General features: G+C 48.9%; 10 protein-coding genes and 1 pseudogene. 1 reads left to right on the top strand and 10 read right to left on the bottom strand.

The window, feature by feature from the left end:
- Positions 1-354: 354 nt before the first annotated feature.
- The 4 genes from ACH0WD_RS09360 to ACH0WD_RS09345 all read right to left on the bottom strand — a co-directional run bounded on the left by ACH0WD_RS09360 (position 355) and on the right by ACH0WD_RS09345 (position 2,289).
- Positions 355-813, bottom strand: coding sequence for a lysozyme inhibitor LprI family protein (locus ACH0WD_RS09360; protein WP_000623370.1), 459 nt, complete (start codon positions 811-813; stop codon positions 355-357).
- Between the two features lie 123 nt (positions 814-936).
- Positions 937-1,308 (bottom strand): hypothetical protein, encoded by a 372-nt coding sequence (locus tag ACH0WD_RS09355; protein WP_001227394.1) that lies wholly within the window; start codon positions 1,306-1,308, stop codon positions 937-939.
- A gap of 8 nt (positions 1,309-1,316) precedes the next feature.
- On the bottom strand, positions 1,317-1,757 hold the full coding sequence (locus ACH0WD_RS09350) for a hypothetical protein (RefSeq protein ID WP_001022123.1): 441 nt from the start codon (positions 1,755-1,757) through the stop codon (positions 1,317-1,319).
- A 19-nt stretch (positions 1,758-1,776) separates the two neighbouring features.
- Positions 1,777-2,289: a LysM peptidoglycan-binding domain-containing protein gene (locus ACH0WD_RS09345; protein WP_000928422.1), complete on the bottom strand. Its 513-nt coding sequence runs from the start codon at positions 2,287-2,289 to the stop codon at positions 1,777-1,779.
- A 528-nt stretch (positions 2,290-2,817) separates the two neighbouring features.
- On the opposite strand from ACH0WD_RS09345, the gene ACH0WD_RS09340 reads away from it, so the two are divergent.
- Positions 2,818-3,057, top strand: a complete 240-nt coding sequence (locus tag ACH0WD_RS09340; RefSeq protein ID WP_153274191.1) for a hypothetical protein — start codon at positions 2,818-2,820, stop codon at positions 3,055-3,057.
- Here ACH0WD_RS09340 and ACH0WD_RS09335 read toward each other — a convergent pair.
- The 6 genes and pseudogenes from ACH0WD_RS09335 to tssM form a co-directional block, all read right to left on the bottom strand.
- Complete coding sequence (locus ACH0WD_RS09335; protein ID WP_001747993.1) at positions 3,014-4,381, bottom strand: type VI secretion system ImpA family N-terminal domain-containing protein; 1,368 nt, start codon at positions 4,379-4,381, stop codon at positions 3,014-3,016. The genes ACH0WD_RS09340 and ACH0WD_RS09335 overlap by 44 nt on opposite strands.
- Positions 4,382-4,391: 10 nt before the next feature.
- Positions 4,392-4,700 (bottom strand): annotated as a pseudogene (locus ACH0WD_RS09330) (type VI secretion IcmF C-terminal domain-containing protein); the annotation flags it as partial.
- Positions 4,701-5,220: 520 nt separating this feature from the next.
- Positions 5,221-6,063 (bottom strand): hypothetical protein, encoded by an 843-nt coding sequence (locus ACH0WD_RS09325; RefSeq protein WP_001139255.1) that lies wholly within the window; start codon positions 6,061-6,063, stop codon positions 5,221-5,223.
- Between the two features lie 23 nt (positions 6,064-6,086).
- Positions 6,087-6,566, bottom strand: coding sequence for an Hcp family type VI secretion system effector (locus ACH0WD_RS09320; RefSeq protein ID WP_000002328.1), 480 nt, complete (start codon positions 6,564-6,566; stop codon positions 6,087-6,089).
- Positions 6,567-6,584: 18 nt separating this feature from the next.
- Positions 6,585-7,946 carry a VasL domain-containing protein gene (locus tag ACH0WD_RS09315; protein ID WP_000076070.1) on the bottom strand — a complete coding sequence of 454 codons (1,362 nt, stop codon included), beginning with the start codon at positions 7,944-7,946 and terminating at the stop codon, positions 6,585-6,587.
- A gap of 10 nt (positions 7,947-7,956) precedes the next feature.
- The gene (gene tssM / locus ACH0WD_RS09310; RefSeq protein WP_371064113.1) at positions 7,957-11,388 is read right to left on the bottom strand and encodes a type VI secretion system membrane subunit TssM; all 3,432 of its coding nucleotides are present in this window, start codon (positions 11,386-11,388) and stop codon (positions 7,957-7,959) included.
- Between the last annotated feature and the right edge of the window lie 57 nt (positions 11,389-11,445).

Here is an 11,445-nt window from a genome sequence, read left to right as displayed (position 1 = left end):
TCGACCTGCTCAACGACGGCTATTTTAAAGGATAGAGGATAATCGCGTTGGGTGCGTTTGAACTCAGTCATCATCACGTTCTCCGGATTTAAGTCTGGAACGTGTCAACGCTATTCAGGACGGGTCAAATATAAGCAAAAAGCCCGTACTTCTGTACGAGCTCTTTCTTGAATATGGCGGCGAGGGGGGCTGCCATATTTACGTTCATTATCAGTTGACGAACTTCTTTTGGGATTTTAGAAGATAAATAATAATACTCGTCTGGGGTATATGTTTTTGAATATTCTGGCTCCTCGCGTGAATATGATGAGTTGCACACAAAAAGTAAAAAGCATCACAGTAAACGGGTCATGATTATTTCATATCCTCTGTATAATTAGGAATATCAGCATGCATCAATTGTTCGGTTCTTTGTCTGTTTAGTTCAGCCATACAGGAATATATGCGAGTAAAACTCCCCACACCATTTCCCCATGATTCTGCAAACGAGCACTGAGCAAGACGATAACGAATAAACTCTTGATTAGATTTATCCAGTCTGTAAAGTTCAATCGGGATAGCATCATCCAGTGCTGCATTTTTGACTTCAGACCATTTGTTTATACGTAATCTGATATTTTCTTCGGCCTTTCTCAGCGTTATAGTGCTTTCAATGACTTCATTTCTCAGGCAGTCGACAAGTTCCGCCTCTTCTCCTGATTCACAGTTGTTCTTACTGAGATAATAAACATTATTTGCATATGTGCTATGGATTGAGGAAAAGCTAAATATCAACGTGGCTAATATTATAAAAATCCGTGCAATACTAATCATTGATTTTTATTTCCTGTTGCAGAGGTAAATAATGCATATACATAAGGCAATTTTTCTGCATACTTAGAATCTCCTCCGCCATTATAACTACATCCACTAGCTCATTAAATGATAGTCTCAAAATCACTCATTACTTTCATTTTTTATTCGCGTCTTTTTATACTCGTCATATATTATGATGGTATCATCATAGACCGTTAGTCTTGCTGAATAATCTTTGTTATTCTTGTATTTGTTTTTCATCGAGAGTAATTTATTTTCAATGTTTGAGCAGTCTCTTTTAATCGAATCCTCTACAAACTGATAAGTCGATTTTTCTTGACGAACATCAAAATCCCTTATCCATCCTTCACAGGAATCAGCGGTTTCAAAAAAATCCCGCAAGTCTTGCGGCATATCATAAATAACGATATGGTTAACATTTTCTGCAAATAAATAGTTACAGTAAAAAAATGCCATAATGAAATTAATTATAATAAGGAACTTCTTGCGCATAATAACCTCTATATATAATCGTTAAGCCATTTTATTTGTGAAATATTCATCTCGGTTTTACAATATAATGAAGATATTGGAACCCTATAACCGGAAAGCGATCCAATACTAAGTGATGCATAGCTGCATTGTTTTTCCCTGTAAATGATAAAATAACGATGAAGTTCGGGGAAGGTTATTCTTGCAGGGTGAATGTTAGAATCGTATGCAAGAGTCCCATCTTCATTAAGGCCTCTTTCCTTTCCTTCATTATTATCGAATCTTTCCAGCCTTTTTTGTGCATTAATTTCTTCTTTTTTTAAAGCGATAACACTTTGCTGGTATTTATCCATAAGGCACCAATAGACGTCATCCTGTTGTATCTCATTATTGCATTTCGCAGGATCGATGTTATGCGCATTGGCTGCACCACATATAAGAAAAAGACATAGAATTTTTTTTATGTTCATTGATTATTCCTTGTAAATGTTATTTACTCTCATCTGCAACAATGAGAGCGTATGTGAATCTGATTTTATCCGCATAGGTGTGATCCCCTCTATGACCAGGTTGTGCTTTTGTTGGGTCTATATTATATTGTTTTTGAATGTTTTCAGGTGTAAATAAAAGCCACCCTGGTATATACTGTTCCATATGCGCTTTCTTATACTTAAGTTTATCTCCGGGGTGAATGACTTTAACGCCATTCAGTTTAGTAAGAACACTCTGTGTTGTACCTATTTTCTTGGCTATGGAGCTATAACCACGATCGCCCTTATGTTGATTATGAACCGCCCATCCTCCTTTTATCGCTTTTTTAAAGTCATTAGATGTGTGGAATATCTCGTTATCAAGCTGTTCCAGGATAACTACAAATGTAATAGCTACAGCTATAACTATTATGTCAGAAATAATCACTGGTATAATAATAATTTTCAATATACCAGCAGCAACGGAAATGATAATGTCAGTAACAATAAATTTGGCAACATCCATCAGCATACCGGGATCCTCATATCCATACAGTTCATATCATACGGAACTAATGGCATGTTGCGCCACCTTTAACATAGTTTTTTCCGGAGTAAATTCCTGAACTGCCATCACACGGAGTATAATGACTGTGTACGTAAGAGGTGATAAAAAATGTTGAAATAAATCCAATAATGATACAGAGTAAACTGAGTGCGATGATTGGGCCAAGATATTTCATTATAATATTATGAGATTTTTTCTTGTTTTTTTTCACTAAAACATTTGTTTCGGAAATGATAAAGCTGATAACAAGATAGATATAAGTAAAAAAAAGGAAAGGTATACTATACAATCCAACAATACCTTTCCAGTCATAGTAGATACGATCAGAACCTTTTATTAACGAGTATGTGTCATTTCCAGCACTGATTATTAAGACAGAAATAATGCCAAAAAAAATAAAAAAGAGAAAAAAAAGAGACCATATTCGCTTTGCCTTATCTGAATGTCTCACTATAACTTACTCCATATTATTGATTATTTTAAGGATGACTCATGGTGCGTAACAGAATGAATTGTTTGGCAGGCATTGTTTTGGCATCATGCATGATTCTTTCAGCATACATGACATTACCACTCCTTATCGCTGTTTTTAGAATATTAGATAAGTTCAAGTATTTTTCTGAATCAAGTTTATTTAATCCCCATGCGATAAATAATCCTATTACAATAATAGCAGCAGTTGCAATAATTATCGGAGCGCCAGAAAGTCCAAAATACCAGCAACTGCTTTAAGAACAATTTGGGCAACCATAAGTTTGGCAACATCCATAGAGACATCAACGAAAAAGTCAGCAAAATCATATTCTGATTTAAATATAAATTCCAGTACATGAAATGCACCACTGAACAATACACTGTACCTGGTCCCCTTGACTATCCCTTCTGTCATGGCGGCTGCTCCGACACCGAACTTCATTATTTGCGGATTGTTAAAGAGATATCGGGTCCATTTAATATTTGGCGTAATCCAGCGTATCCAGTTATTTTTATATATGTATTCCCATTGAGTAATTTGCGGGCTGCTTTGCGCGCGGGTTTTCAGGATTTCATTCCACTGCGCTGTCGCCTGCTGCTGTTGCAGACTTTCCGGCCAGTGGCTGTCTGCTGTTCGCATCATCTGCATACCTGTTTCCAGCAGTTGCAGCGGCGAGGCGTCAGGAAGCTGTTGTAACCGCTGCCCGTAGCTGTCCAGTTCAGGCGAGGCCAGCCAGAGCGTTGCCGCGCCCTGCGCCGTGTCCCTGACCTGCGCCAGTTGCTGTTGCATCGGGTACACCTGCCACCACCAGAGGACGGCAGCGACAGCCGCAGCGCAGACGACACCGGCCATAAAGCCTTTTATAGTCCGGCCTGACGTGGCCCTGGCGACAGGCTCTGGATCCTCCACCGCGCCGTGGTGGACTTCCACCTTCATTTCCGGCAACTCAGGCAGGGGCGGAAGGTTTTCCTCCGTGACGGGCTGCGTGCTCTCCGGGGCGTAGATCAACGTTCTGACGGTGGTCTGCGGCGGAATGTCCACGCTGCTTTTCGGCGGCGGCTCAAGCCGCTTACGTGTGTTCTGCACAAAATAAAGCAGGTTCTCCACATGCGGCTGGCGTTTCAGTTCCACCTGCTGGAGTTTGTCGCAAATCAACTGTAACGCCCGTTCGGTGCGGTACAGCAACGGCAGGTCCGCGCCGGAGAAGGACAGCTGCTGGCGCAGAATATTGCCGGTGCGCGAATTAAGCCAGTCGAGCATCCCGGTGCGGGCTGACTCATCCTGTGGCCAGAATTTGTCCCAGTCGTGGCTTATCATGGCCGCCAGCAGCTCCACCCCTTCGCAAAATCCGGCCAGGCCGTGCGTGCGGGTGCGCGCCAGGGTGTAATAAGTGGCCGTGTGCAGATCCACGCCATGGGCTTTAAAAATGGCCAGCGCCAGCGATTCCACCAGTTTCCAGTTCAGCTCCGGCTGCGACGGGTGAGACGATTTGTTGATCTCTTCCCGCAGGGCGCTGAACTCCGGCAGGCCGCGCGGATCCTGGCCGGTAACAATAATGTGCGTGAGTGCGTCCTGACTTATTTCAGCCTCCTCAGTACAGGGTATCCGGCAGCCGGAACTGACTGAACAGCCCGCCGGTGAAGGGGTTATCTTCCGTATCGGTATGTACCCGGTACACCATCGCTCCGCCGTCCACGTTAAAGCGCACGCTGAATGTCCCCTCCTGAACGCCGGTAAGTTGCCCGGCGCCGAACAGCCTGAACTGTGCCCACGGCCCGCTGAAACTGATGCTGCGCGGCGCGCCGCCACTGACGCCTATCAGCGCCCGCTTACTTTCATTGCCTTCACGCATGTTGTTCGGCCAGACCAGATGGGCGGTGTAATTGCGGCCCTGGCTGTATGTGGAAAAATATATAAGTAAAAAATTACGTTACTATTTCATGTATAAGTGATACTGTGCTTTCTTATGTGGTGATTATATATGATGTTTATCTGACTGTCTTTAATTAATAGTTCGGATATGTTTTGGTTGTTCTCTCTGTATTAGGTCAGGATAGTCTTCAACATCAGATTTGTTTCAACTTCGTCCGTTTCCCAGGAACAAAATGCTTAAAGTCTCATCCAGCCATTTATTGATTTTTTCAAGTATCTATTATCGTTAGTCATTTTTTACAGGTTAAGTTTCTTGCCTGATGATATGGATTTTAGAACATGCAATTTATTAACTATCATTTTCAAAAAAGATGGATAGCAACCATATAATGAACCCAGCAATCAGTATTGATATAATGATGTAGACTATTCTTAGTGTCCATGTGTTTAAATAGAGCAACCAGTAAAGACACAGAATAAAGGTCCATCCACTGATTGCTGAAATTAGACCATATATGAGAAAATCAATGATTTTTCTTGACGCTTTTTTATTTTCTGATCTCATTTGCCATTAGCTCCATCATTTTTTCGAAAGCAATCTGACCATCATTTCGTCTTATTTTTATTGCGTCAACAACAGGTTCCATAATTGATTCAACAAGGAAGTATAATAAATCTAAATCGGTTGGTCTTAATCTGTTATAAATCTCAGGACAGTCTTCTTTCAATGCCCTGGATGTATAAATCGCTCTTTCTGCCATACCTCCTGTTAATAGTATATTACCAATTATCGCACCTGAAATGGAAGCGCTTATTGATATGATTTTGCTTAACTGTGCTGATGATACAGAACTTATTGCTTTCTTCATGGTTGCTTTAGCAATTTCTCCAGAAACAAAGGCATTAGCTATAGTTCTACCAAAGATAGCGCCACCAATATGGCTGAATATTTTATTTTGCGTTTTTTCTGGAACGTGAGAAAATAACTCATCGAATATTAAATTGATTAGTCTGGTAAATGTGTCTTCATCAGAAATCTCTCTTTTTATAAGTGTTGCTAATCGGTAGTGCTCAATTTCATTTCTATATCTATTCTCCGTGTCCAGAAAAGCCCGTCCAAGGTAAAATATATCTACTGGGACAGATAATATCCCATCTGGTATACCACCAGCAGATTCAGGAGATACCATTATTTTGATAAGCCTTCTAACAACATCATAGTACTCACTTAGACAATACGCATCGACGGGCAACGTGCTGTTACCCATATTTATGACGTAATGATTACTCATGGAGTATATATCTCCATCTGATGAGTATGTCTCATTACCACATAAGGTGGAACGCTTGTTACTCATTTTTTCATTGTTTTGCTCTCTGATCGAAGGCATTAAATATCCCTTTGTTGTTTTTTTTAAAAAAGACGCGTATTCCAGGTGCTGAATGCACTGGTCCCCGCAATACAATGTTCATGCGTAAATGTTTCATAAATAAATGATATATTTTCTTCCGGTTGCCCGTCACTGCTGCTTACCGTATGTGGAACTATTAAATGAATGCTTGCAATACGGGCTTTAAGCAACTGTATTTTGTAATACATCTCATTTATACCGAAGCGATTAGTCCGGTAAAACTCAATATCGCAGGTCAGAATTTCATTTTCTGTAATTGCTTTATTTAACAAAGGAGTAGCTTTATCCACTGGTTTTCGAATAGTCAGAGCAAGGTGGTTTACGTTTTGATTCCGCGTGACGCCATGTTCAAGGGCCAGGACTAAAATTTGATCGATGTGAGCGATTTGTGCCTTATTGCCAATGGATGCCATTGATGAACACCCCGCTGAAATCAGTCCCTGTTTTTCTCCATTAAGTGTCAAATAACTTAAATTCGCCATATTAATCTCCTTTCATTACTATCTCTTTCCGGCTTCCGTTTCGGTTGCCGTCGTCGTCAGTATATTGTTTTTCAGCAACAGCCAGCGGCTTAACACCCCATCCAGCCGTTCATTAATTTGTTTTTCCAGCGCCTCCGTATTCCGTCCCTGAGCGCGGGCATCCTGGTACTGCGTCAGCAGGGATTCCAGCGGCGTTTCCTGATTCAGCAGGCGTTCCGCCTGCCAGGTCACCGTTTTAATATAGGAGAGGGTAAAGCCCTGCTTCTCCGTTTCCCGCTGCATCATCAGGTCAGCAAAGTCACGCAGATTCTGGCGCGCCTGCTGCCAGCCGCGCATTTGCGGGCTGCTTTGCGCGCGGGTTTTCAGGATTTCATTCCACTGCGCTGTCGCCTGCTGCTGTTGCAGACTTTCCGGCCAGCGGCTGTCTGCGGTTCGCATCATCTGCATCCCCGCCTCCAGCAGTTGCAGCGGCGAGGCGTCGGGAAGCTGTTGTAACCGCTGCCCGTAGCTGTCCAGTTCAGGCGAGGCCAGCCAGAGCGTTGCCGCGCCCTGCGCCGTGTCCCTGACCTGCGCCAGTTGCTGTTGCATCGGGTACACCTGCCACCACCAGAGGACGGCAGCGACAGCCGCAGCGCAGACGACACCGGCCATAAAGCCTTTTATAGTCCGGCCTGACGTGGCCCTGGCGACAGGCTCTGGATCCTCCACCGCGCCGTGGTGGACTTCCACCTTCATTTCCGGCAACTCAGGCAGGGGCGGAAGGTTTTCCTCCGTGACGGGCTGCGTGCTCTCCGGGGCGTAGATCAACGTTCTGACGGTGGTCTGCGGCGGAATGTCCACGCTGCTTTTCGGCGGCGGCTCAAGCCGCTTACGTGTGTTCTGCACAAAATAAAGCAGGTTCTCCACATGCGGCTGGCGTTTCAGTTCCACCTGCTGGAGTTTGTCGCAAATCAACTGTAACGCCCGTTCGGTGCGGTACAGCAACGGCAGGTCCGCGCCGGAGAAGGACAGCTGCTGGCGCAGAATATTGCCGGTGCGCGAATTAAGCCAGTCGAGCATCCCGGTGCGGGCTGACTCATCCTGTGGCCAGAATTTGTCCCAGTCGTGGCTTATCATGGCCGCCAGCAGCTCCACCCCTTCGCAAAATCCGGCCAGGCCGTGCGTGCGGGTGCGCGCCAGGGTGTAATAAGTGGCCGTGTGCAGATCCACGCCATGGGCTTTAAAAATGGCCAGCGCCAGCGATTCCACCAGTTTCCAGTTCAGCTCCGGCTGCGACGGGTGAGACGATTTGTTGATCTCTTCCCGCAGGGCGCTGAACTCCGGCAGGCCGCGCGGATCCTGGCCGGTAACAATAATGTGCGTGAGTGCGTCCTGACTTATTTCAGCCTCCTCAGTACAGGGTATCCGGCAGCCGGAACTGACTGAACAGCCCGCCGGTGAAGGGGTTATCTTCCGTATCGGTATGTACCCGGTACACCATCGCTCCGCCGTCCACGTTAAAGCGCACGCTGAATGTCCCCTCCTGAACGCCGGTAAGTTGCCCGGCGCCGAACAGCCTGAACTGCGCCCACGGTCCGCTGAAACTGATGCTGCGCGGCGCGCCGCCACTGACGCCTATCAGCGTCAGCTTACTTTCATTGCCTTCACGCATGTTGTTCGGCCAGACCAGATGGGCGGTGTAATTGCGGCCCTGGCTGTAGTCCACTAACTGCCCGTCCAGGTTCAGCACGCTGCGCCGTTTGTTGCCGGAAAGCGACACGGTTTCCACGGCAAACTGCGCGCCCAGGCCGTTCTGTCTGCTGAAAAACGCCTCGCGGATTTCCTGTGCGGTATCCAGTTGCTCCCGGACATCCTCACGAATAATCACGTTGTTATCCCCGTCCTCCAGACTCAGATCGTTTTCCATAAACAGCCGCAGGTTCTGCTGATAAAAGGTATCCAGTACGCCATTCGGTTTAAAGAAGCGTTCAAACGCATCCAGCGACGCATCTGACTGTGAGCGCGGGTTAAACGGATAGTTGTTGGCAAGCTGTTCGTTAAACGGTTTCACCACGTTGTCACGCCAGTCAATCTCCATGTAATGGACCGCTTCCACCATCACCACGTGCCAGGCCTGATCCGCCAGCTTGCCCACCCAGCGGTTGAGCGGGGCAGGCAGGGTTTTCGCCATCTGGCGGGTGGCGAAAATAGGATCGCTGCTGTTCTGATCCAGCCGTAGCTGCACCGCTTTCAGCGCTGATTTTCCCGGCACCGGCGCGTTCTGAATAGCCAGCAGGTAACGGTGCAGCTCCGTCAGTTGCTGATAGACCGCCTGGAGGGTGTTTTCTTTGTCTTTCTGTATCGCCAGCGTGCTGTTTTCCGGGGCAAATTCATGCCCCAGGCGGGTCAGCAACTGGTAATCCGGCTCCGCCATCGCCTCCTGAAGCGCCTTGTCATCCAGTTTTTCAGAGAGAACGGCAGGCTGCGTGTTGTCGCGCAGTGCCGTCAGCGCCCGCTGGAGCGGCTGATCGCCGCTGATGATCTGCTCCAGCGCCCCGGTCAGTTGCGCAATGGATTCGTAATTGCGCACGTTAAGGTTGTCCATTCCGGCTCGCCAGGTGGCGGTGTAGTCGCTGAGATACTGTTCAGTGAGCTGGCGCTGGATTTCTGCCCGGTCGGCGTCGCTGTATTTCACGCTGCGGGTCAGGTTCAGCACCCAGGAATCCATCGCCGTCAGTTCGATCAGCGCGTCGCGCTGTTTGACAAAATAACTTTGCAGACCGTAACGGGTGAGGAACTGCGGAACAATGAGCTTATTATCATCCCCGGAGGTAAAGACCTGATCAAACGTGGCGCCCACCTGGTCGCGCAGGTTCAGGTCAGCGGGCAGCACGCCCATCGCCCGCGTTTTCAGACTCTGGTAAACGCGCTGGTAGACGGGCAGTTTGCTGAGCTCTTTCTGCGCCGCCACGACCGGACTGTCATACGGCGTCCAGCGGCTGATGGCGTCGCCGTCGCCTGCCTGACGCTCCGCGTGCCAGTCGGTGTGTTTCAGCGCGTAGTCCAGATGAGACATCAGCTGTGCCTGAATATCGCGCTGGCCGTGAAATTTATCACTCCAGCGTTTCGCCATATACTGCTTCACCACCTCGTCGCTGCGTCCGCTTTTATCTTCCAGCATTCTGATAACGCGCAATACCGCAAGCTTCTCCTCGCTCTCCGCAGGCGCGGCATTCATCTCTTTGACCAGGCCGTTAAACAGGGCGGGCAGGTAACGCTGCTCCAGCAGTTGCAGGTAGGTCTGCTCCACATATGGGCCGACACGCCTGCCCTGATATAATCCCATATCGGCCAGGCGGCTGCGATCGCCCCAGTCGCCGTAGGCCAGCGTGGCGTCACGCACCGGGTTAAGTAACGGCAGTTGCAGGTTGCCGTATTCGTCCATACCCTGCGGTGGCGGCACGGACATAAAGGCTTTGGCCTGCTCCAGTACGGTGATGCCGGAACGCCAGTTGTTATTGTAATAGTGATGCCAGCCGATAATCAGCAGCAGGGCGGCGATGCCGCCGGTGGCGGAAAACACGGACAACCGGCGGCGGGACTGCATCAGCCAGACGCGGCTTTCACTGGCGAGGTTAGGCTCAGCCAGTAAGGTCTGCGGAAACAGATTACGGGTGAAATACGGTAACGTGTCCACCAGCGGCCAGGCGGTCAGCGGGCTGCTGCCCAGCCGGAACTGACGGGCGGCGGACTGCATAAAAATATCGTCTATCTGGCCGCGTTGCAGGGAGGAGGTGAGGTACACGCCGCGCAGCATCACATCCATATTTTCCCCGTCCAGCAGCCCGTTCAGCAGGGCGATCAGCGGCTCGCGGCCCCCCTGGATCTGGCGGACAAAGCTGAACAGGGAACTGCGGGAGCCGGGGGCTAACATCCGCTCCGGCAGGGCGTTATTCAACCGTTCGCCCCATGCCTGCCAGAAGGCATTCAGTTCTGTACGCCAGTCGTCATTTTCATGGGCATGACGGGTAAAGGTGACGCCAAGAATGGCGTCGCGATCGTTGCGGTCCAGTGACTGAAACAGGGCGGCGAAACCGTGCAGTAGATCCAGCCGGGTCAGCACCACATAGACGGGGAGCTGGCAGTGAAGATGCTGGCGTATATCCTGCAAACGTCCGCGCAGGATCTGCAACAGGTGCTCACGGCGTGGCTTGTCGGCGGTCAGCAGATCGGGCAGATCCAGCGTCAGTATCAGACCGTTCAGCGGCTGCCGGGCGCGTTTTTGCGCCAGCCAGTCCAGCATATGGGTCCACAGGCGGCGATGCAGTATATCCGCATCCTGTTGCTCAAAGAGGAGACCGTCGGCGTCAAAAATCACCGCCTGTTTTCCCACATGCGGGATAACATACCGGCGCTGCTCCACGCCCCGCAGCGCCTCCGGGGCATAAATGATGTCGGACGGATACCCTTCGCGCAACAGCGTGGTTTTACCGCTTCCTGCCGGGCCAATGACCATATACCACGGTAGCTGCCACAGATAGCGGCGGCTGTCGAGATGGCGTTGCAGACGCAGTAACCAGTGATCGAGATAGCGTTGCTGGGTGTTCAGTTCCACGCTGAGCGGATCCTGCGCCTCGTCCCGTTGCTGGCGCTGCTGTTTTTCCAGCAGTTGCAGGCGCTTCATGACCCGGACGGTCAGCCACGCCAGCGCAATCAACCCCCAGGCGGCGGTGGCCAGCCAGCGGTTCGCCAGCGGGGCCAGCCAGCGCTGCTCGTAGAGCGTCCATGACGGACCTTTCCACCAGATCCATACCAGCAGCAAAATCCACGCCAGCGCCAGCAGCCAGGCGGCAGAAACCTTAAACCGGGGCATTGCCGGTCTGAGTGCCGATCTCAGTGT

The organism is Salmonella sp. 2020_1395 (assembly GCF_043848115.1).
Classification (GTDB): domain Bacteria; phylum Pseudomonadota; class Gammaproteobacteria; order Enterobacterales; family Enterobacteriaceae; genus Salmonella; species Salmonella enterica.
Note: the sequence above shows the minus strand (reverse complement) of the source record. Positions and strands in the feature narration are given on the sequence as shown.

What these genes read in the sequence shown, in the direction of transcription:
- ACH0WD_RS09360 (WP_000623370.1), bottom strand. Translation starts at nt 813, where the DNA reads ATGATTAGTATTGCACGGATTTTTATAATATTAGCCACGTTGATATTT.
- ACH0WD_RS09355 (WP_001227394.1), bottom strand. Translation starts at nt 1,308, where the DNA reads ATGCGCAAGAAGTTCCTTATTATAATTAATTTCATTATGGCATTTTTT.
- ACH0WD_RS09350 (WP_001022123.1), bottom strand. Translation starts at nt 1,757, where the DNA reads ATGAACATAAAAAAAATTCTATGTCTTTTTCTTATATGTGGTGCAGCC.
- ACH0WD_RS09345 (WP_000928422.1), bottom strand. Translation starts at nt 2,289, where the DNA reads ATGCTGATGGATGTTGCCAAATTTATTGTTACTGACATTATCATTTCC.
- ACH0WD_RS09340 (WP_153274191.1), top strand. Translation starts at nt 2,818, where the DNA reads ATGGTGCGTAACAGAATGAATTGTTTGGCAGGCATTGTTTTGGCATCA.
- ACH0WD_RS09325 (WP_001139255.1), bottom strand. Translation starts at nt 6,063, where the DNA reads ATGCCTTCGATCAGAGAGCAAAACAATGAAAAAATGAGTAACAAGCGT.
- ACH0WD_RS09320 (WP_000002328.1), bottom strand. Translation starts at nt 6,566, where the DNA reads ATGGCGAATTTAAGTTATTTGACACTTAATGGAGAAAAACAGGGACTG.